This is a genomic window from Bradyrhizobium sp., assembly GCF_035701725.1.
Taxonomy (GTDB): Bacteria; Pseudomonadota; Alphaproteobacteria; order Rhizobiales; family Xanthobacteraceae; genus Bradyrhizobium.
Genome location: NZ_DASSRP010000300.1, coordinates 1 through 20,286, shown reverse-complemented (window position 1 = coordinate 20,286; position 20,286 = coordinate 1). Strand labels below are relative to the sequence as shown.

Annotated in this window: 23 protein-coding genes and 3 pseudogenes; 12 read left to right on the top strand and 14 right to left on the bottom strand. The window is 63.2% G+C overall.

What is annotated here, in order from left to right; genetic code table 11:
• Positions 1-305, bottom strand: a pseudogene (locus tag VFL62_RS17875) (NAD(P)-dependent oxidoreductase); the annotation flags it as partial.
• A 220-nt stretch (positions 306-525) separates the two neighbouring features.
• Here VFL62_RS17875 and ppk2 point away from each other — a divergent pair.
• Both ppk2 and VFL62_RS17865 read left to right on the top strand, forming a co-directional pair.
• Positions 526-1,449, top strand: a complete 924-nt coding sequence (ppk2, locus tag VFL62_RS17870) for a polyphosphate kinase 2 (protein WP_325173711.1) — start codon at positions 526-528, stop codon at positions 1,447-1,449.
• Positions 1,450-1,552: 103 nt separating this feature from the next.
• Positions 1,553-2,509 (top strand): acetamidase/formamidase family protein, encoded by a 957-nt coding sequence (locus VFL62_RS17865; protein WP_325173710.1) that lies wholly within the window; start codon positions 1,553-1,555, stop codon positions 2,507-2,509.
• On the opposite strand, the gene VFL62_RS17860 is transcribed toward VFL62_RS17865, so the two are convergent.
• Complete coding sequence (locus tag VFL62_RS17860) at positions 2,427-3,968, bottom strand: FAD-dependent monooxygenase (RefSeq protein WP_325173709.1); 1,542 nt, start codon at positions 3,966-3,968, stop codon at positions 2,427-2,429. The genes VFL62_RS17865 and VFL62_RS17860 overlap by 83 nt on opposite strands.
• 188 nt (positions 3,969-4,156) lie before the next feature.
• Between VFL62_RS17860 and VFL62_RS17855 the strand changes: the two genes are divergently transcribed.
• Entirely contained in the window at positions 4,157-4,360 is a 204-nt protein-coding gene (locus tag VFL62_RS17855) for a hypothetical protein (protein WP_325173708.1), read from the top strand.
• Between the two features lie 14 nt (positions 4,361-4,374).
• On the opposite strand, the gene VFL62_RS17850 is transcribed toward VFL62_RS17855, so the two are convergent.
• On the bottom strand, positions 4,375-4,872 hold the full coding sequence (locus tag VFL62_RS17850) for a hypothetical protein (protein ID WP_325173707.1): 498 nt from the start codon (positions 4,870-4,872) through the stop codon (positions 4,375-4,377).
• Between the two features lie 67 nt (positions 4,873-4,939).
• On the opposite strand from VFL62_RS17850, the gene VFL62_RS17845 reads away from it, so the two are divergent.
• Positions 4,940-5,083: a hypothetical protein gene (locus VFL62_RS17845; protein WP_325173706.1), complete on the top strand. Its 144-nt coding sequence runs from the start codon at positions 4,940-4,942 to the stop codon at positions 5,081-5,083.
• Positions 5,084-5,106: 23 nt separating this feature from the next.
• Here the strand turns inward: VFL62_RS17845 and VFL62_RS17840 are convergent, their stop codons facing one another.
• Positions 5,107-6,105, bottom strand: coding sequence for an AraC family transcriptional regulator (locus tag VFL62_RS17840; protein ID WP_325173705.1), 999 nt, complete (start codon positions 6,103-6,105; stop codon positions 5,107-5,109).
• A 191-nt stretch (positions 6,106-6,296) separates the two neighbouring features.
• A complete protein-coding gene (locus VFL62_RS17835; protein ID WP_325173704.1) occupies positions 6,297-7,649 on the bottom strand; it encodes a globin-coupled sensor protein in 1,353 nt (450 codons plus the stop codon).
• 747 nt (positions 7,650-8,396) lie between these two features.
• Here VFL62_RS17835 and VFL62_RS17830 point away from each other — a divergent pair.
• The 3 genes from VFL62_RS17830 (at position 8,397) to VFL62_RS17820 (ending at position 10,810) form a co-directional block, all read left to right on the top strand.
• Positions 8,397-8,906: a lipocalin-like domain-containing protein gene (locus VFL62_RS17830; protein ID WP_325173703.1), complete on the top strand. Its 510-nt coding sequence runs from the start codon at positions 8,397-8,399 to the stop codon at positions 8,904-8,906.
• A gap of 120 nt (positions 8,907-9,026) precedes the next feature.
• Positions 9,027-10,181, top strand: a complete 1,155-nt coding sequence (locus VFL62_RS17825; RefSeq protein ID WP_325173702.1) for a glycosyltransferase family 4 protein — start codon at positions 9,027-9,029, stop codon at positions 10,179-10,181.
• Positions 10,175-10,810 (top strand): 2OG-Fe(II) oxygenase, encoded by a 636-nt coding sequence (locus VFL62_RS17820; protein ID WP_325173701.1) that lies wholly within the window; start codon positions 10,175-10,177, stop codon positions 10,808-10,810. Before VFL62_RS17825 ends, VFL62_RS17820 begins: the two co-directional genes overlap by 7 nt.
• A 24-nt stretch (positions 10,811-10,834) precedes the next feature.
• On the opposite strand, the gene VFL62_RS17815 is transcribed toward VFL62_RS17820, so the two are convergent.
• Positions 10,835-11,161 (bottom strand): hypothetical protein, encoded by a 327-nt coding sequence (locus VFL62_RS17815; protein ID WP_325173700.1) that lies wholly within the window; start codon positions 11,159-11,161, stop codon positions 10,835-10,837.
• 170 nt (positions 11,162-11,331) lie between these two features.
• Here VFL62_RS17815 and VFL62_RS17810 point away from each other — a divergent pair, with 170 nt between their 5' ends.
• The 3 genes and pseudogenes from VFL62_RS17810 (at position 11,332) to VFL62_RS17800 (ending at position 13,080) form a co-directional block, all read left to right on the top strand.
• Positions 11,332-11,721 carry a hypothetical protein gene (locus tag VFL62_RS17810; protein WP_325173699.1) on the top strand — a complete coding sequence of 130 codons (390 nt, stop codon included), beginning with the start codon at positions 11,332-11,334 and terminating at the stop codon, positions 11,719-11,721.
• A gap of 110 nt (positions 11,722-11,831) precedes the next feature.
• Positions 11,832-11,966, top strand: a pseudogene (locus tag VFL62_RS17805) (acetoacetate decarboxylase); the annotation flags it as partial.
• 55 nt (positions 11,967-12,021) lie between these two features.
• Positions 12,022-13,080, top strand: coding sequence for a DUF21 domain-containing protein (locus tag VFL62_RS17800; protein WP_325173698.1), 1,059 nt, complete (start codon positions 12,022-12,024; stop codon positions 13,078-13,080).
• 6 nt (positions 13,081-13,086) lie between these two features.
• Here VFL62_RS17800 and VFL62_RS17795 read toward each other — a convergent pair whose 3' ends face one another.
• Positions 13,087-13,635: a hypothetical protein gene (locus VFL62_RS17795; RefSeq protein WP_325173697.1), complete on the bottom strand. Its 549-nt coding sequence runs from the start codon at positions 13,633-13,635 to the stop codon at positions 13,087-13,089.
• Positions 13,636-13,780: 145 nt separating this feature from the next.
• Positions 13,781-14,368 (bottom strand): annotated as a pseudogene (locus tag VFL62_RS26920) (MFS transporter); the annotation flags it as partial.
• On the opposite strand from VFL62_RS26920, the gene VFL62_RS17785 reads away from it, so the two are divergent.
• Positions 14,268-14,477 (top strand): hypothetical protein, encoded by a 210-nt coding sequence (locus VFL62_RS17785; protein WP_325173695.1) that lies wholly within the window; start codon positions 14,268-14,270, stop codon positions 14,475-14,477. The pseudogene VFL62_RS26920 and the gene VFL62_RS17785 overlap by 101 nt on opposite strands.
• Here VFL62_RS17785 and VFL62_RS17780 read toward each other — a convergent pair.
• On the bottom strand, positions 14,467-15,009 hold the full coding sequence (locus VFL62_RS17780) for a hypothetical protein (RefSeq protein ID WP_325173694.1): 543 nt from the start codon (positions 15,007-15,009) through the stop codon (positions 14,467-14,469). The two genes, VFL62_RS17785 and VFL62_RS17780, sit on opposite strands and share 11 nt — an antisense overlap.
• 135 nt (positions 15,010-15,144) lie before the next feature.
• On the opposite strand from VFL62_RS17780, the gene VFL62_RS17775 reads away from it, so the two are divergent.
• Positions 15,145-16,041: a LysR family transcriptional regulator gene (locus VFL62_RS17775; RefSeq protein ID WP_325173693.1), complete on the top strand. Its 897-nt coding sequence runs from the start codon at positions 15,145-15,147 to the stop codon at positions 16,039-16,041.
• Positions 16,042-16,053: 12 nt separating this feature from the next.
• Here the strand turns inward: VFL62_RS17775 and VFL62_RS17770 are convergent, their stop codons facing one another.
• The 5 genes from VFL62_RS17770 to VFL62_RS17750 form a co-directional block, all read right to left on the bottom strand.
• Positions 16,054-16,365 (bottom strand): hypothetical protein, encoded by a 312-nt coding sequence (locus VFL62_RS17770; RefSeq protein ID WP_325173692.1) that lies wholly within the window; start codon positions 16,363-16,365, stop codon positions 16,054-16,056.
• A gap of 74 nt (positions 16,366-16,439) precedes the next feature.
• A complete protein-coding gene (locus VFL62_RS17765; protein ID WP_414644758.1) occupies positions 16,440-18,122 on the bottom strand; it encodes a methyl-accepting chemotaxis protein in 1,683 nt (560 codons plus the stop codon).
• Between the two features lie 248 nt (positions 18,123-18,370).
• Positions 18,371-18,874 carry a VOC family protein gene (locus tag VFL62_RS17760; RefSeq protein ID WP_325173690.1) on the bottom strand — a complete coding sequence of 168 codons (504 nt, stop codon included), beginning with the start codon at positions 18,872-18,874 and terminating at the stop codon, positions 18,371-18,373.
• Positions 18,871-20,097, bottom strand: coding sequence for an NAD(P)/FAD-dependent oxidoreductase (locus tag VFL62_RS17755; RefSeq protein ID WP_325173689.1), 1,227 nt, complete (start codon positions 20,095-20,097; stop codon positions 18,871-18,873). The genes VFL62_RS17760 and VFL62_RS17755 overlap by 4 nt, the downstream gene beginning before the upstream one ends.
• A partial coding sequence (locus tag VFL62_RS17750) for a ring-opening amidohydrolase (RefSeq protein ID WP_325173688.1) occupies positions 20,097-20,286 on the bottom strand: 190 nt, incomplete at its 5' end. The genes VFL62_RS17750 and VFL62_RS17755, both read right to left, overlap by 1 nt.

The window sequence follows — 20,286 nt, the reverse complement described above, 5'->3', positions numbered from 1 at the left end:
CGTCCCATTCCGGAATCGCCGCCGGTGATCAGCGCCTTTCGGCCTGCGAGCCGCTCCGAACCACGATAGGTTTGTTCGCCATGGTCCGGAGGCGGATCCATCTGGCTCGCGAGCCCCGGCCAGGGCTGCGACTGTTTCTTGAAGGGGGGCGAGGGATATTTGTCGTTCGGATTGAGCAGAGGCTGCCCGGATTTCCCCTCCCCGGTGTTCGCCGAGGCCGGCGTTATCGATGAGGCCGCCAGTGCAGCCCCCGCGCCTACGACTTCCCTGCGGGAATACGGGGATTTGGGCGATTGATCTGCCATTCGCGCTCTCCTGTTCCAGGAGAGACAACGCCGCCCGAGCCGTGTCGTTGCAATCGGGGATGGTCCGCAAGTTGTTGCGGCTGGTCGGCGCCTGCGCATTCGTGCTGAATACAGGTCCTCATATGCCCGCAACCGAAACAATGGCCGCGACCTCCGGCCATTGTCACAACCCCGTCAAAAGACGCGGGAATTTTACAGGACGACACCACAGGGGATTTCGATGACCGAACGCAATGCCGACGGCGCCCGCATGCGCGAGCTGATCGACGCCGACTTGCAGGACACGCTCGATGAAGAGATCGAGATGGAGCTCGACGATCATCGCCTGCTGCAGCTCGAAGGCGCCGGCCCCCTGCCCGACGCCAAGGAGGGGCTGGATCGTCACGTCTATTTCAAGGAACTACTGCGGCTGCAAGGCGAACTGGTGAAGCTGCAGGACTGGGTGCAGCATCAAAAACTCAAGGTCGTCGTGATCTTCGAGGGGCGCGACTCCGCCGGCAAAGGCGGCGCGATCAAGCGCATCACCCAGCGGCTCAATCCGCGGGTCTGCCGCGTCGCCGCGTTGCCCGCGCCGAGCGAGCGTGAGCGCACGCAGTGGTACTTCCAGCGCTACGTCTCGCATCTGCCGGCCGGCGGCGAAATCGTGCTGTTCGACCGCTCCTGGTACAACCGCTCCGGCGTCGAGCGCGTGATGGGATTTGCGACCGAAGACCAGGTCGAGGAGTTCTTCCGCTCGGTGCCGGAGTTCGAGCGCATGCTGGTGCGCTCCGGCATCATCCTGGTCAAATACTGGTTCTCGATCACCGACGAAGAGCAGCAGTTCCGCTTCATGATGCGCATCCATGATCCGCTCAAGCAATGGAAGCTGTCGCCGATGGACGTGCAGTCGCGCTCGCGCTGGGAGCAGTATACCAAGGCCAAGGAAGACATGATGCGCCGGACCCATATTCCGGAAGCGCCGTGGTGGGTGGTCGAGGCCGTCGACAAGAAGCGCGCGCGGCTGAATTGTATTGCGCATCTCTTGACCCAGGTTCCCTATGGCGAGGTCACCCATCCCGCCGTCACGCTGCCCGACCGAATTCACGATCCGGCCTATCACCGCGAAAGGATTCCGGAAGAGATGTTCGTGCCGAAGGTTTATTGAGGGCGCGGTCCGCTTCCGCTGCGCTTTCCTCCTCCGCTGGCATCCATATTGCACGGTCTTGCGCTTGCGCGGCCGAAACGTGGCTGCGATCAGGGGAGCAACCATGGAACACACGCTTCGCTCGACACCCGGCCATGTGCATTGGGGACTGTGGGACGCCAGCCTGCCGCCGGTGCTGAAAATCGCCTCGGGCGACCGCGTCACCATCGAGACGCTGTCCGGCGAGCCCGAGGACCTGCCGGAGCCGGGATCGCCGTTTGCGGTGTTGCCGGATCACGAACAGGTTCTGACGCGCACCTTTCGTGGGCCCGGCCCGCATCTGCTGACGGGGCCGATTTACGTCGAGGGCGCGGAGCCAGGCGACGTGCTGGAAGTACGCCTGCTCGACATCAAGCTGCGCACCGACTGGGGCTGGAATCTGCAAGCGCCGTTTTTGGGTACGCTGCCGGAAGATTTTCCGGAATTGCGCCGCATCCATATTCCGCTGGATCGAGAACGCAACGTCGCGAAGTTGCCGTGGGGACAAGAAATTCCCTTGGCACCGTTCTTCGGCAATTTCGGCGTCGCGCCGGCGCCGGGCTGGGGACGGCTGTCGTCGGTGCAGCCGCGGGTGTTCGGCGGCAACATGGACAACAAGGAACTCGGCGTCGGCAGCACGACATATTTCCCGGTGTTCGTACAAGGCGCGCTGTTCTCCGCCGGCGACGGCCACGGCGTGCAGGGCGACGGCGAGGTCTGCCTGACTGCGATCGAGGTGCCGCTGACCGGCACCTTCGAATTCCATGTGCGCAAGAATCTCAAGCTCACGACGCCGCGCGCCGAGACGCCCAACGCCTGGATCACCATGGGGTTCGACGAGGATCTGGACGACGCGGTGAAGCAGGCGCTGCGCGACATGATCGCACTGATCTGCGAACACTCCGGCCTGTCGCGACAGGATGCCTATACGCTGTGCTCGCTGGCTGCGGATTTGCGCGTCACCCAGACCGTCGATCAAAACAAGGGCATTCACTGCGTGCTGCCGAAGGCGCACCTGCCGGCTCGCCGAACCAGCGTGTGAGCGCCTCGGCAAGTCCGGCTCGCGTCCCCTCGCCCACCCAGGCGACGTGGCCGTCGGGGCGGATCAGCACGGCGTCGGGCAGCGCGACCGCGCCGACCACGGGAAGCTCGCAAAAATTGGCATATGTCGCGTCGATGAGGCGAAGGCGATCCGCCCACGGGGCGATGTCGAAGCGGCCGGCCTCACCGAGATTGAGCAAAATCGGCCGCGCCCGGTGCAGCAGCGCAAAGACGCGCCGCGGGCCGTCCGGTGTGACGAGATCGAGATCGGGCATGCGGCGACCGAGCAGCGGATGTCCCTCGCCGAGGTCGTAGCGGATATCAAGCCCCGACATCATGGCGGCGAAGCGTTTGCGCGCTTGATCGATGCTCAGCAGGTCGGCCACGCAATCGCGCAAGGCGCCGGTCCGCTCGTCGGCGCGAAGCAGCGCCATCTGCGCCATGGCATTGCGCAGCACCAGTGCGGCGACCGGGTGACGCTCGGCGTGATAGGTATCGAGCAGCGCCGCGGGCGACGTTCCCTTCACCACCTGCGCCAGCTTCCAGCCGAGATTGACCGCGTCCTGCACCCCGATCTGGAGCCCCTGCCCGCCGACCGGCGGATGGATGTGGGCGGCATCGCCGGCCAAGAGCACGCGGCCCGAGCGATATGAAGCCGCCTGCCGCGCCGCGTCGGTGAAGCGGGATATCGAAGTCGGACTGTGGACGCCGTAATCGGTGCCGTACACCGCGGTCAGCGCCGCGCTGAGATCGCGCAACGTTGGCTCGCTGGTGCGATCGCAGCTTTGTTCGCAAACCAGGACCCGCAGCGGCCCGCCATTCTCGTGCCGGCTGATTCCGTGAACGCCGAGCGCGTCGCGACGAACGCCCCATTGCGGCTCCTCGGCCATCTCGACCTCGGCGATGATGCTGCTCGATGTCGGCTCGGCGCCGGGAAAGTCGATGCCGGCGGCCTTGCGAACCGTGCTGCGCCCGCCGTCACAGCCGACGAGATATCCGGTGCGCAGACGCATCCCGCCGGCGAGCATGATGTCGACGCCGGCCTCGTCCTGCGCGATATCGATCACCTCGCGTCCGCGGTAGATCGGCACATCGAATTCGCGGGTCCATTGCTCGAGGATACGTTCGATCTCGATCTGCCACAGCGCGAGCCCGTAAGGATGGCGCGTCGGAAAGTCGCTGATGTCGAGCCTGATCCAGGCAAAGCCCGCGACCTGCGCGACTTGTCCCCGCGCAAGAAAGCGCTCAGCGATGCCGCGCTGATCGAACAGTTCGATGGTGCGGGCGTGCAGACCGCCGGCGCGCAATCCGACGAGGTCCTGACTCGCCCGCCGCTCGACGATCGCAACGTCGACACCCGCGAGCGCAAGTTCGCCCGCCAGCATCAACCCGGTCGGACCTGCGCCCGCAATCACGACGGCATGGCCGGCCATCGCCGCATTCGACACTGCTGCATCCATTCAAGACCCCCTCAAGGCGGTGAACTTTTAAGGTTCCGATTTGGCGGCGGTTCTACGGGATGAAGCGGGTCTTGAAGCAAGACGGTTGCGGCCCACATATTGAAGTGGGAGGAAGGGTCTCCCGGTCCGCGAGCTGTCGGGGCAAGTTCCGGTTCGGAACCGTCTGGCATCCAGGGCGTTATAGAATCATGGCTGAACACTTTTCAGCTCGCCCGGCGCGAGTACTCACACCTGAACAGCGAATGGCCCGAGATGCCGAGCGGCGTGCGGACGCCGAACAGGCAATGCGCGAGCACGAAGCCGCGCAAAAGGCCTTTCACGACAATCGCAAACGTTTGATGGAAGAACGACGGGCGCGCGAAGCGCGAGACGCTGGCAGACGGTCTTCCTGACCGCCTTCTTGCTCTCAATTTTCGAGTTTCCTGCGAAGATCCCGAATGACGTCCTTGGCCTGGTCGAGCTGGCATCTCAGTTCGACGAGACGTTGTGCGGAACTTCCCCTGAATGGCGCCGGCAGATCGCGATCCAGCGCTGCCGCCTGCGACAAGGCCTGCTCGGCCATCGCGACAACCGCCTCTGTCTGTCGAATCGTCGCAAGCAGGCATTCGACAAGTGCAGGCGGCACGGGCGATGATTTCGGGATCCGGCCCGGAGCCCCCGACCGCTGAGGATGTCTGCCGCGAAGAAGGATGACGTTTGGCATTGCAATATCCTGAACATCGGTTGATGCGGCAGTTGTAGCGCGAGAGCGGTTATCGCCGCATTTGACCGATTTACGACAGCCGGGCCGAATCTTGCCTTTCAGACGGCTTGCCGAAAACCGACATTGATATTCAAGATGCATCAACCGGCGATCGCGTAACGTAGGGCGCGAGCCGGGCAGAGTTGCGATGACAAACGTCATACCGTTCCCTAAAGCCACAGAACGACAGCAGCCGTCGATCGGAGTTCTGCTTCGCGGAGGCTTTCTGATGCTGGATATTTCGCTGGCGCAGCTTGCCGAAGTCATCAGGAATTGTCCGGTCGAACACCGCGACGGTCTTTGGCAGAGTTACGCGGAAGCAGAATCCTCGCTCGAAGAGGCGCGCGCTGCCGCATCAAGATTGATGCTGTAGACGATCGACGGCTTGGCGCGTCCTTACAGCCGTGCCCTGGCGCGGCTCAGCGTCTCGGAAGGAAGCTCACCCATCAGCTGCGCGTAGTCGGAGGAGAAACGGCCCAGATTCTGGAAGCCGCACCTGAATGCGACACCGGTCACCGTGGTGCGGAGGTCCGGCTGCCTCAGGAACTCGGCGGCGCGTCGCAGCCGCACGTGCTTGGCAAACTGCGCCGGCGAGCCGCGGCCAGCGACGGCAAATTCGCGAAAAATCGTTCGCGCACTGACATTGGCGATCCGTGCGAGGTCCGCGACGTGGATCGGCTTGTCCCAATTCGCCTCGATGAACGCCTCAATGATGTCGACAACGGCACGGCCAGCCCTCGCGATAGGACGCTGGAGGCGATCCGAAAAATTGTGCCGGTGCGCCAGCAGAAACCTGAGGATCAAATTCTGCTCCATTTCGGCCAGCACCGGCGAAGAATACGAATTGCCGAACCGTCCAATCTCCTGCGCAAAGCGAAAAACATCCTGCCGGATAAACGGCATTCGTGCCGGATCCGGATCCTCGCGCATGAAAACAAGCTTTTGATCGCTCGCATCTCCGAGGAGGTTCTTTAGAGTCCGCTCGAGAGCGCTTGTATCGATCCTCACGACCAACTGACGATAGCCGGCTTCGAAATCGAGTCGCAGCCTGGATTCGGCCGGCAGAAATGGGCTCCAAGCGCAGATCGGCCTGCTCAGATAAGACGTGCTGAATTTTGCCTCTCCCGAAATCGAAAAAAACTGACGGATGAAATCCGCTTCGGGAAAAGACAGTGAAACCCTGCCGTCATAGGCGCAGTAAGCCAGACCGATCGAGGCCAGGCGAGCAAAATTGGCGCGGATGGAAAAGCCGTCACCGCGTGCATCAAATCCGCTTATACCATATGTCGCGACGAGCTGGTCGCGAGCGAAATCTGCATCGTCCGAGCGGACAACGGGATACGCTTCCAAATATGCCCCGTCGATCAAATCAGCCCCTCTCCCGGCACGAATCATAGGACCGGCGCCAATTAGATTACCAACATCATATTGAGCAGAGCAGCCGTCGGCTTTGTCCGATTTCCGCCAAGCCAGCACAAAATTCGCCAGAATGCCGCGGCATTTCGCAGCACTGTTGACCCTAAGTTTGGGATACGGGTGCTCACACGGTGAAGGCGAATTTCGCACCTCGATCCGCCTTTTAGAAGCTAGGCTGCACGGATTCCCTGCAGGAAGCGCTCGACTTCCGCACTCAGGAGTTCGCCCTGCTTTGCAACGTGCGACGACGCCGCCAGCACCTGCGCCGAAGCCGCCGCGGTCTCGTTTGCCGCCTTGCTCACGGCCTCGATATTCGCAGAGACGTCGGACGTACCTTTTGCGGCCTCCTGAACATTGCGGGCGATCTCCTGCGTCGCCGCGCCCTGCTCTTCGACCGCGGACGCTATGACCGTCGATATTTCCGATATGCGGCCGATGATTCCGCTGATCTCCTTGATGTTCTCGACCGACTCCTGCGTCGCGGTCTGGATGCCCGATACATGCTGGCTGATTTCGCTGGTCGCCTTCGCCGTCTGTTCGGCGAGGCTTTTGACTTCTGAGGCAACAACCGCAAATCCTCTTCCCGCCTCACCGGCGCGAGCGGCCTCGATCGTCGCATTCAGGGCCAGCAAATTGGTCTGACCGGCGATCGTGCTGATCAGGTCGACCACGTCACCAATCTTGCTGGCGGCGCCCGAGAGCGAATGCACGCGCGCGTCCGCCTTGTTGGCCAAATCGACGGCCGCCTGCGCGATCGCCGCCGACTCGTTCACCTGGCGCGCGATCTCGTTGACCGAACTCGCCATTTCCTCGCTCGCCGAGGCGACCGTCTGCACGTTCACCGAAGCCTCTTCCGATGCAGATGCGACGCTGACCGCCTGCTGCTTGGTCTGCTCGGAAGTCTGGCCCATGCTGTCAGCCGTGCTTTTGAGCTCGCCCGACGACGATGACAATGCCGCGAGTGCGCTGGTCGCCGTGCCCTCGAAGGCCGCGATCAGGCCGTCGACGGCCCTTTGCCGCTTGGCCCGGTCCTCGAGCATCGCCTCCTGATAGACCGAGATCGCGAAATCCATATCGAGCATCACGGCCGAATTGACTGCGGTGATGACTTCGGCAAGCCGCCGCTTTCGCCAGCCATAAGTCGCGATCGCAAGGTCGGTCAGGTGAGAGAGCACGAAGGCGTATCCGCCGATATACCAGCGCGGCTCAAGTCCAATCTTGTTGTGGACAAGCCCGATCGTTCGCACGCCCTGAATATAGGCTTCATCGAACTTTCCATTGAACAAGCGCGCCCAGTGCGTGCCTTGCGCCGTCTTCAATCGCGCGGACTGATCGCCTATCAGCTTGGCCAAGGCAGGCGCGCTCCCGACGTGAGCGTAAAAGCCTTCGAGAATTCGCGGCAACGCTTTTTCGACCGCCGGCCAGAACTCTCGCAATGCATCGCCGGTTTTCCTGTCGATGCGCATGAAGCGCAGCCGGATTTCGCGTTCGTTGTTGGAGTGATCTGTAGCGGGCCGGGTCATCGATTTGCTCCTGACGCTTGAGCGAAGCGACGATGACATCACGCCATCGGTTCTCAAGCCGCAGGAAAATACGCAAGCGTGTTTACTGGCCGTCTAACCCTTCTTGCGACACGGCCGGCCGATTTGCGCCACGAATTGTAAGGCGATACCGATCGGGTTCGTGGATTTGCGCGATTCCGATAGTACGATTTGCGTCGCCCGATTTGGACGGTGTTTGCGTCGCGATGTACCCGCCGACGATTTTCGTGCCGCCGGTCGTGATTCGATCACTTCATCCCCGCAACAGAATGCTGACGGCTACCGTCTAGAATGAGCCGTCAAGGGAATGAACGGCCAGGCTCCCTCATTGTCGTTGGCCGGCAGGTCCTCTTGCTTCGTACCTTCGACCGGATCGGACAGACGCGAGTCCGGCTGCGACGGACGATCACTGCGGCGCTTTCGCACAATGATTTCGAGTGCCATGATTGCCTCTAGAAAAATGCGATCTGAAATTCTTTCAAAAAGCGTCAAAAAAAGCAGGCGCGACCTTAAATTCCGGGGCCGCGGCGACAATAGCGCCATGTGATGGCCTGACCATGAAAGATTCTTGTTGGGACCAAGTCGCGCGCCGGGCACATTCTTGGCACGGTCGGTAACCTGGTCGGGAGGCCCCGGTTCCTGTTCTCAACAGCTTTGCGTAATCTGCCGGCAAGGCCGCATTTGATCCGTCACACCGAGTCCAGATGTAACTTCAACCGGGAGACTATCATGCAACGGCGCCACGCCCTCATTGTCTGTTTGCTTGTTTTGGTCACGACCCCCGTCCCATCGAGATGCGGCGCAGCGGAGACGCCACTCAGGGACCAGATCGTTGGGACCTGGATTTACGTCTCAAGCACGGGCAAACGCGAGGATGGAAGCAACGTGCCACGCCCAAACTTGCGGGGCGCGGTTACCTATACCGCCGACGGCCATTTTCATTTCATCACGACGCCAATCGATGTGCCGAACTTCGCCTCGGGCGATCCCGCCCGCCCCTCGCCGGACGAAGCCATGGCGATAGCGTCGCGATCGATCGCCTACACCGGCACCTATACCGTGGACGAAAGCACCCGGACCATCATCCCGACGGTCGAGGCGAGTACGTTTCCCAATCTGGTTGGCGCGCCCAACCAGCGCCGGGTCGTTACATCCATCGGAGCGGACGAAATGAGGTTCACGAATCCGCGCAACCCCGCCGGTGTCACGCTGGAATTCGTCTGGAAACGGGCAAGGTAAAGCCGCCGTGCATCCGGCTAGACGGTGCCTATACCCGCTATGGACGCTGCCACCTTGTTGAGGTAACCAGCGGGGCGAGGCGCCGAGAGCACCGGACGGATCATTAAGGGAATCAATGGCTTGACGGGCGATTTCTCCGAAATCGAGGTGGTGGCCACGAATTTCAACTGGCGCCAGTCCGGCGGCACGACCGCGGTCGTGCAGCTCGTGCCCGAGCAGGCCAAGACATTGAAGATTGCCGCCCTCGGCTTCGACCTGCCGGCGCGCGTACCGCGCATGCGCTGGCGCGACGTGCCAAAGCTGTTTCGCCGGCCGGCGCACCGCCCGTTCCGCATCTATCACTGCCGCCGCAACAACGAGATGATCGTCGGCCTCGTGTTACGCGATGTGCTGCGCGCGCCGATCAAGCTGATCTTCAACTCGGCCGGACAGCGGCGGCACAAGGCGCTGACGCGCTGGATGCTGCGGAGGATGGATGCGGTGATCGCAACCAGCGAGCGCTCCGGCAGCTTCCTTGAAGTTCCCTACACGGTGGTGCCGCACGGCACCGACTTTGAGCATTTCCACCCGCCGTGCGAGGCGGCCGACGATTACGCCTCGACGGGATTGCCGGGCAAATACGCCATCGGCTGCACCGGGCGCATTCGCCACCAGAAAGGCACCGACCTGTTCGTCGAGGCGATGGTACGGCTGCTCCCGCACTATCCGGACTGGACGGCGGTCATCACCGGCCGCACCACGTCAGACAATCTCGCATTCGAGCGCGAACTCAAGGCAAAGGTCGCGGCCGCCGGCCTCACCGAGCGGATCATCTTCTTAGGGGATGTCGAGGATATCGCGGTGTGGTATCGCCGCTTCACGCTGTTCGTCGCGCCATCGCGCCAGGAAGGTTTTGGCCTGACCCCGCTCGAGGCGATGGCCTCGCAGACGGCGGTCGTCACCTCCGACGCCGGCTCGTTTCCGATCATGATCAAACCCGGCCTCAATGGCGCGATCGTACCGGCGGGCGACGGCGATGCGCTCACGGCCGCCATCGAGCCTTACCTGCGCGATCCGCAAGCCACCAGAGAGGCCGGCCGCGCTGCGCTCGAATTCGTCCAGGCCAATTTTTCCCTTGCCGCCGAGGCACGCGGCATCCGCGCCGTCTATGACCGGCTGTGGACCGAAGGGCAAAAGCCGCTTAGCCTGCCCCGAAAGGGCCAGCCGGACGCGGCCGAGGCCGGCGGAGGGGCGAACGGCACGCGGTACTCACCGTACCAGGAGGAACCATGCTGAGACTTGATGCGCTTCGCTCAACGCCGGTCGAACACGAGCCGTTCGACTACCTGATCGTGCGCAATTTCGTCGAACGCGAGAGGCTGAAAGAGGTCCTGGCCGACTATCCCGAGGTGCCGGGCCCGGGCTCGCATCCGCCGGCCGGACTGAAGATTTCAGGACGTTTCAAGGCGCTGATGGACGAACTGCTGGATGCCCCGTTCCGCAAACTGATCGAGGAAAAGTTCGACATCGACCTGACCAGCCGGCCGACGATGTACACCGTGCGCGGCTTCTGCCGCGCCCGCGACGGCAAGATACACACGGATTCAAAGACCAAGATCATCACCGTGCTGCTCTACATGAACGATGAGTCCTGGGAGAGCTCGACCGGCCGGTTGCGCATCTTGCGCAACGGCACCGACCTGGAAAACTACGTCGCCGAAGTCGAGCCATCCGGCGGCACGCTTCTGGTCTTCAAGCGATCGGACAACTCATGGCACGGCCATCATCCGTTCGAGGGCAAGCGCCGCGCCATCCAGCTCAACTGGGTGACCGATCAGTCCGTGGTCGATCGCGAGCAAGGCCGTCACGGCTTTTCCTCGGCGATCAAGCGCATCTTCCAGCCGGCGCTGGCGCGGCGAATGTAAGAATTCCTGGCGGCCTTAAGCCAACTAGCGGCCGATCCCGGGCGGGTGAAGAGTCGGATCTTCGCCGCCGACCCGTGACGGGTCTCTACCGCTGAAGCCGAAGTTCTCCCTGTTATGCTGGAACTCGGGGTCATAGTGACCGCTATACGGGTCCATATAGCCGGAATAATCCCGGTAGTAGTGATGGTGCATCCGATAGTGGTGCCGGTACGCCCAATCGCCGGCAGAGGCTGGCGTGGTCGTGAACGCGATGGCACCTGTGGCCGCGACGGCGGCAATGATGGGAACAGCAAATCTTAAACGCATGGCAGCCTCTTTCCTGAATTGATCGAAAGCCAACGCGCCGTGCAAACCGGTGTTCCCTGGGGTGCGACGGGCTGCCTTCCCTCTGCCGTCCAAAACGCTGCACAACGACATCTCAGGACAATGTGAAACGGCTTGCCGGTGCGATGGCTACCGTGATTGGAACGTCGCTACACGCGCGCGCTTGGTCCCGGTCCTAAAAACCAGGGAGACGACCAATGAAGATCAAGACGCTGATGCTGGCTACGTTGTTCGCCGCGTCGAGCAGCATGGCCTTTGCACAAGGCGGTGGGGGCGGAGGCGGCGCAGGTGGCGGTGCGGGCGGCGGGGCAGCAGGCGGTGCCGCGGGCGGCGCTTCCGCCGGCTCGGTCGGCGGATCATCCAGCGGCACATCGTCCGGCGTGTCCTCGCCGAGCGGCACCGGAAACCTCGGCACCAGCACCACCGGCATGGGAACGGGCGGCACGGCCGGAACAACCGCTGGCGGCACCGCCGGAACAACCGGCAGCGGCGGCACGGCCGGCACCGTCAACAACGGCATGAACGATCAACTCAATGAGAACAACACGACCAGAGGCACCTCGTCAGGTACGCAGACCGGCCGATAGCCTCGAGCGGAACACATCCGCGGCGATGATCGCTGCCGTTCTTCCCTAAAAAGAACTTGCTCAACCAGCGGCCCCGGTGATGCCGGGGCCGCTCGCGGATTTTTTCGCCGCCGGTCGCCGACTTCCCGGTCCGCCGCGTCATCGCGGCCCATCACTATATCGCCGACCTCACTTTGCCTTACGGCCGCGTGCTGTCCGACTATAATCAGGAAGTCGACGCCGGCGCCCAGCGGGCCGCCGAATAGCGGTCAACCGCGCAGGTCGCGGGCTGCGTCACGACATGACATTGGGACCGATGATATGGCCGCGTTCAGCACATCCGCCGCCTGGCTCGGCGTCTTCGCCTGCATTGTTCAGTCGGCGCTGTTTGCCGGCCTCAACCTCGCCGTCTTCAGCCTCAGCCTGCTTCGGCTTCAGGTCGAAGCTGATGGCGGCAACAGCGACGCCATCAAGGTGCTGGCGCTGCGGGCGAATGCCAACCAGGTTCTGGCGACCGTGATCTGGGGCAATGTCACGACCAACGTGCTGCTGACGCTGCTGTCGGACTCGGTGCTTCATGGCGTCGCCGCGTTCTTCTTCTCGGCCTTCGCCATCACCATGCTCGGGGAAATCATCCCGCAGGCGTATTTCTCGCGCAACGCGCTGCAGATGACCTCGCGCTTCCTGCCCTTTCTGAATTTCTACCGCATGCTGTTCTACCCGCTGGCGAAGCCGACCGCGATGCTGCTGGACTATTGGCTCGGCCCGGAAGGTCCGGCCTATATGAAGGAACGGGACCTGCGCTCGCTGCTGGCGCGTCACTCGACGAGCGAGGGCACGATCGGTAAACTGGAAGCGACAGGGGCCCAGAATTTTCTCGACCTCGACGACATTTCGGTGTGCGACGAGGGCGAATTCGTCGACGTCAAAAGCATCATCAGCCTGCCGCTTGCCAACCAGCGCTGCGTGCTGCCGCAGTTCACGCGCTCGCCCGACGATCCTTTCCTGCGCCAGGTCGATGCTTCCGGCATGAAATGGGTGATCATTACGGACCAGGCGACCGGCGAGCCGGCCTTCGTGCTCGATGCACATCACTTCCTGCGCGATGCGCTGTTCAACGAGATCGATTTCGACAGGGAAGCCTATTGGCATCGGCCAATCGTCGTGCGCGACGGCAAGACCAAGCTCGGCGACGTGATCGGGCAGATGCGGGTGGTTCAGGAAACCCCTGAAGACGACGTGATCGAGGACGATCTCATTCTGGTCTGGAGCACGCGCAAGCGGATCATCACCGGCTCCGACCTGCTCGGCCGGCTGCTCCGCGGCATCGCCACTGTCGAGCCGATCGAGCAGCCGGTGCCGGAAGCACAACGGGCATAAGGGTTTTCACGCCCGCGCGGCGTTGGTCGGACCGACGCGCAAAAGGCTGACAAACCCCGCCGCCAGTGTCAGGGCCGCGCCGACGGCAAGGCCAATGCGCGGCGCCATGTCGAGCTGAACAAGCGCCAACAGCAATGTCATGATCACGGCGCCCGAGGTCTGTCCCGTCAACCTCGCCGTACCCTGGATGCCGCCGGCAGCGGCGCTTCGGATCGCAGGCGCCGACAGAAACATGTTTCGGTTATTCGGCACGTTGAAAAGGCCGAAGCCGAGACCGCAGAGCGCGGTAAACAACGCAAGCGGCCACACTTCGCCCTGCAGCGGCATGATGGCGGCCGCGAACAAGCCGGTGGCAAGAACCGTAGCGCCGGCCGCGCAGAGCCAGGCCGTGGAGGAGAAGTTGGCAAGCCGCCCGACGATCGGCGCGACCGCCGCAACCGTCAGCGGCCAAGGGGTCATGTAGAGGCCGGTCAAGAGGGTTGACTGGCTCAAGCCATGTTGCAGGTAGAACGGCAGCGCCAGCAGACCCGCGGCCTGACCTGCGAAACAGCACACCGACGCGATGACCGAGATTCGTGCGCAACAGATCAAGCGGCACCAGAGGTGCCGCCTTAGGCATCTCCCGCCGGACCAAGACGATGAAGCCGAGCGCGGCCCCGGCAAGCAGTCCGATTGCCAAAACCGGCGCGGCACGCAACATCTCCGCGCCTGTCACGAATGCGGCGAAAGCCGCGATGTTGGCGAGGACGCTCAACAGATCGATCCGCCGCCCCGACCCGACGACAACCGGTAGCGCACGCGACGCGAGCAGTGCGGCGGCGCCGAGCGGAAAGTTCACCGCAAACAGCCATGGCCAGCCTCCGACCGATAATATTGCCGCGCCGATCGCAGGCCCGGCCGCGGACGACAGCGCGACCGTGAGCGCGTTCCACCCGATCGCTGCCCCAAGCGATCCGATCGGAACCACGAAGCGCAAGAGCGCCACACCGAGCGACATGACGGCCGCGCCGCCGATGCCCTGGAAGAAGCGGGATGCGATCAGCCACGGCAAGGATGGCGATAACGCGCAAGCGATCGATGCCAGCGTGAACAGCGCGACGCCTGCGGCAAACACGCGCCGATAACCCAGACTTTCGCCGAGCGCCGCCGAAGGCAGAAGCATTATCACGAGCGCGGTCTGATAGGCAGTGACCACCAGAACGGACGTCGCCGGCGTCACGTGCAAGGAGGCGGCGATCGTCGGCAATGCGACATTGGCGATGGCGGCATCAAGCACTACCAGCGCCATCGCAAGCAGCACGGCCGCAACTGCAACACCGCGCCGCGGCCGCGGCACGCCTGAATCCGCCTCGGCGATCGCCGGCAGCGAGGCGTCCGCGAGGGCTTTCATGGACTAACCCTCCATCCGCCGTCGCACTCGACATAGCGCGTCATGGCGTGACCTTGGCTCTCCTCCTTCCTCAGATCTCGGTCGGTGAAGCGGTAGTAGAGCACGGGACCTTTGGTGCAGCGGGTATCGTGAATGTCGCCTGGCAGATACACTCTCACTTCGCCCGGTTGCACCAAATAGGCCTCCCGCAGCACCAGCCGCGTCTGACCGTCCGATTCCACAACGCGGGCATAGGTCCTGATCTCCATCTCGCCCTGCTGAACGCCGTAGATCACCCAGCCCCGGCCGTGATCATGTGGCGGCCGGAAGCGGCCGCGTTCTTCCGCATGGGCCAGCAAAAGAAAGCCGTGAGCCGGATCGCGGTACAGTTCGCTCTGTTCAGGCAACTCGCGTTGCAGGCTGGCGAGCCATGGCTCGGTCGGTTGCGCCTTTAGAAGCGTCTCGATCCGCGCACAGCATCCCCCGACCAGTTCGGAGGTGAGCGGACCCCAGGCGGCGCTGGTTTCCTCGGTGAAGATTTGCAGCGAACTTTTCGACATCGACGGTCTCCTCGACATGGATTTGCGATGCCGGGAGATTTAGTGCGGCCGCAGACGTGGCGGAACGCGCATCACTTGCACTCGATAATTGCGTTTGACGCCATATATCGGTTCAAAATCGTGCTATGATCGGCTATGCCTCATGCCGATTTGAATCTGCTGGTCACGCTGGATGTCCTCCTGAAGGAGGGCAGCGTGGCGCGCGCCGCCAAGCGGCTCCAGCTCAGCCCTTCGGCGATGAGCCGGGCGCTGGCGCGCCTGCGGAAGGCGACCGGCGATCCGCTGCTCGCGCGGGCCGGCCGCGGCCTGGTTCCTACCCCGCGTGCGCTCGAACTGCGCGACAGAGTTAGCCTGCTGGTGCGTGACGGTGAGGCGATGCTAGGCCCCGCCGACAAGCTCGATCTGAAGGCGCTGGTTCGCACCTTCACGCTGCGAACCGGCGAAGGCTTTGTGGAGAATTTTGGCCCGGGTCTCGTCGCGCGCCTCGCCCGTGAGGCGCCGGGCGTCCGCCTGCGATTTTTGCCCAAGCTCGACCGGGACAGTGCGCCGCTTCGTGACGGCACGGTCGATCTCGAGACTGGTGTTATCGGCAAGCTCACAAGCCCCGAAATCCGCTCGCAAGCGCTGTTTCGCGACTGCTTCGTTGGCGTCGTGCGAAAGCGACATCCGCTTGCCCGACGCAAAATCACCGCCATCCGTTATGCCGCCGGACGGCACGTCACGGACGCGCAGCACCCGACCGGCGAAGGACCGATCGACCGGGCTCTGAGGTCGCTTCATCTGACGCGGGAAGTCACAACCATCGTCAGCGGATTTTCAGCCGCGCTCGCATTGGCGCGAGGCTCGGATCTGATCGCCACCGTTCCCGAACGGCATACCGGAAACCTGCGCGCCGGGATGTTCAGCTTCGCGCTTCCTGTAGCGGTCGCGCCGATCACGGTGTCCTTGCTGTGGCACCCGCGTCTCGATGGCGATCAGGCGCATCGCTGGCTGCGAGGTTGCGTCAGGGAGATTTGCGCGGACACGCCCTGATGGGCAGCGCCCCTATCGCCTCGTGCAGCTCACCAGCACGACGTAATCCGGCAATTCGCTCGTAATGCCGTAGATCTCGTGGTTGACGACATCTTCGCCGACGACGCGGGCATGCCGGCATTCGCCGCGCACGAGGTCACGCGCCATGCGGCTGCGGTCCTCGCGCACCAGCGGGTTATATTTGATGTCGGGAATCCTGCGGACATGCACCACGAAGTCGTAAGGCGCGCCGGGTGCGGCCGCGTCGACACGAACCATACCGCGGGTATCGGTCCAGCCCGGCAGAATCGCGAGTAGCGCCATCGCCGTCAGAAATCGCGCCATAAACAATTCTGCCTCCGTCGGGTAAGTGACGGAGGCAGAGTGACAGCAATCGGGGATTTCAGCAATGCCGGCCGTTAAGCCGCGCGCACCTTGGCGAGGAAGCCGTCGACGGCGCTGCGCAGCATGCCCGACTGGTTGTCGAGCTCCCGCGCATTCTCCAGCACCTCAGAGGCCGCCGTGCCGGTGGCAGCGGCTGCGGTCGTGACGCCGCCGATATGGACGCTGATCTCGCTGGAGCCGGCGGCAGCCGACTGGATGTTGCGGGCGATCTCGCGCGTCGCATCGCCCTGCTGCTCGATCGAAGTTGCGATCGAGGTGGTGATCTCGCTCATCTGCGCGATCGTACGCGAAATGCCGTTGATCGCGGTCACCGCGTCATGGGTCGACTGCTGCATCGCCTCGACCTGCGCGGAGATTTCTTCCGTCGCCTTCGCGGTCTGGTTGGCGAGCGCCTTCACTTCGGAGGCGACCACCGCAAAGCCGCGGCCGGATTCGCCGGCACGGGCCGCCTCGATGGTGGCGTTAAGCGCCAGCAGATTGGTTTGCGCGGCGATCGAGTGGATCAGCTTCACGACTTCGCCGATCTTTTCCGCGCCGGTCGAGAGCACCTGCACCGTCGCATTGGTGCGCTCGGCGTCGGTCACCGCCTGGCTCGCGATTTCGCTGGAGCGGCCGACCTGGCGTGAGATTTCGGCAACCGAGCTCGACAGCTCCTCGGCAGCGGCAGCCACCGTGCCGACATTGCCGGATGCGCTCTGCGAGGCGGCGCTGACATTGGCGGCGCGGGCGCTGGCATCGCTTGCAGTCGCCGTCATCGATTGCGCTGTGGTCTGCATGCTGGCTGCGGCGGTCGAAACCGAGTGCACGATGCCGTTGACGCTGCGCTCGAAGTCGCCTGCAAGGTCGTCCATTGCCGCCCGGCGTTCCGCCCTCGCCCGTTCGCGCGTTGCGGTCTCGGCCTTTTCCATCTCACGCATGCGCAAGGCGTTGTCCTTGAAGACCTGAACGGTCCTGGCCATCTTGCCGACTTCGTCGCCGCGGCCGGCGCCGGGAATTTCACTGTCGAGTTCGCCGCCGGCGATGCCTTCCATGCGGGCGCCGAGCAGATTGAGCGGACGGCTGATGCCGCGGCCGATAACCCAGGCAATGCCGCCCGAGATCACGGCGATGCCGACGATGGCAACGCCGAGCAGCCACATGATTGGCCTCAGCTTGGCGTCGAGGTCCTCGAGATAGGCGCCGGTGCCGAGATACATGTCGAAGCCGGGAACGGCGGCCGCATAACCGATCTTGCGGATCGGAGTCTCGCGGCCCGGCTTGACATATTCATAAGGCAATAGGATCTCGCCTTTGGCGCGAACACCGTCCAGCAGTTCCTGGGAAAGCTTGCGGCCGTTGGTGACCACATCCATGCGGTTGGTGCCGACCTGCTTCGGATCAGGCGCCATCTGGGTGATGCCGTCATAGCTGGTAGCAAACAGATAACCGGAGCCGTTGTCGTAGGTCATCGCGTTGCCGAGCTTGCGCAGCATCGCCATCGCCTGGTCCTTGGTCATTTCACCGGCATCGACCTGACGCTTCAACTCGCCGGCCATGTTCTTGGCCATGGTGACGATCGCTTTGGTCTGATCGACCCGCGCGTTGTACATTTCCTCTTGCATCAGGTAGATCGCGAGCCCGCCGGCGACGCAAAGACCGAGCAACGTGACGCCCACCAGCATAGCGAGCTTGGGAGCAATGGTCATATTGCGCAGCATCAAGAATTCTCCGGGGAAAGCGACGAAAAAAACGATGGGGAGCGATGGATCAATTGGTTTCACGATAGCTTGAAATTCCTTAGCGCCCGCTTAACCATCATGTTCGCCATCATCGTCGCCGCGCTGCGCGGCGCACGCATTTTACTCCCTTAGATGATGTGGTTCATACCATCGCTGCCTTGGGTTGCATTTCAGCCGATGCAAATGCGTTGAGCGGCGTCGGCGCGAACGCATTGTTGCGAGCGCCTTCAGCCCAGCTTGGGATATTTCGCCTTGTCGAAGAAGCTGGCGCCGGCGACGTATTTTCGTCCTTCCGACATATCGGGCTTCTGTTCTCCTTCGCCGCCGGACTCGAATGTCAGTTCGAGCTGCACGCCGGAGGGATCATAGACGAACAACTGCCACAGCGACGTGCCGGGCACGATGAACTCGCGGAAGTCGAGACCCGCCGCCTTGAAACGCGAGACGTAGGAGCGATAGCCCGAGCAGGACAGCGAGACGTGATCGATCGCGGCCGTGCCGGTATCCGCCTTGCCGCTCGGTCCGAGCGCCGGGCCGCCGGCGTAGACATGGATGATGGCAAGGCCGCCCGGTTGCGTGCAGCCGAGCCAGGCGCCGGGATAGCCGAAATCGGGCCGCGGAAATTCCTTAAGCCCGATAATGTCGATCCAGAACTTGCGCGTCGCGGCCAGGTCATCCGTCTTGATCGCGATGTGAAACAGCCCGTGCACGGTGGCAAGCGGCAGCGTCATGGCGTCTCTCCTTGTTCTTGTTCGGCCGAATTCAGCGGCAATCCGATATCGTTGTAAAGCGCCTTGAGACGATCGATGAACGGCGCCTCGGTCTTTTTGCGCGTCCCTGCGACCGGGTCGGCGCCCTCCATCATGGTGTCGGTCGCCGCAAGCGAGAATTCCATCACAAACCGCATGCGCTGCTCGCGCAAGGCGGCGATCTCCTTCAGCCACGATGAAACGTCGTGCCGCCCTTGCGCGTGACGCCGCGCGATCAGCGTCGAAGCCACTGCGGCATCCTCGATCGCCTGCGTCGCGCCCTGCCCCAGCGTCGGCACCATACCATGCGCGGCATCGCCGAGATAAAGTACGTTGCAGTCCTGCGCATGATAGAGCGCATCGTGTTCCTGCATGCGCGCCCAATGCGTATCCTCAACGTTGTTGCAGACCTGGTCGATCATCCACGCGGCCTGATCGCTCGGCGGCGCGCCGCTCGGCGTGTAGGCCGCGCGCAAGGCCTGCGGCGTCTTGAGCTCGGCAGGAATATCTGCGTCGGGATCAATCGGAAACGCGCACGCGATATAGATGTGAGCCGGCGGCACGCGAAACGCGAGCAGGCGCTTCGGTCCATTGAACCACTGCTCGTAATCGTCGATCAGGCCGCGCGAGGTATCGGCCACCAGCACGCGCGAGATGGCAACGCCGGTGTGACGGATGGCGGGCTCGCCGGAAAATAAGCGGCGGATGCGGGAATAGCGACCGTCGGCTGCGATCAAGAGATCGATATTGCCTAGACGATGTTGTTTGCCGTCTTGCGTCCAGGCAATCTCGGTCTTGCGCGGATTGCTTGGGTCACGGCCGACGTCCGCAATTTCGCACGCGTAATGCACCGTCGGCCGCGCGGCCTCGCGAAGCACACGATAAAGCTCCGACCAGCGGATGCGCCAGCCCGGGCCGTCCGCGACATCCTTCAGTTTCAGATTGAACAGCTCGGTACCGTCGGTCAGCGAAATGCGCCAACTGGTCCAGGCAAAGCTCGCATCCGTGATCGCAGCCGCCAACGCGGGATCGGCAAGTTTCAAGGCCTTCACGGCGTTCGGACCGACGTTGAGACCGGTGCCGGCTTCGGAATGATCGTCGGGTGCGACACGCTCGAGGCAAACGACCTCGACGCCATCAAGCTGCGACAGCTTGCGCGCCATGACGCAGCCCGCGACCCCGGCGCCGACGATGACGATCCGCATCAGTCGCCGCTCCGCTGCGAAGCGATGACGGCAATCAGACCGCCGCCGTCCGGCCCCTGATGCTCGGCCCCGCCGGAGACGAAGATGCGGCCGTCGCCGATCACACCCGCAACGAGACCGGCAACCGCGCCGCGGATGTGGCGCTGCGCGTTGATGTCGGTATCGTCCAGCATCGTGTGGCGATGGCCG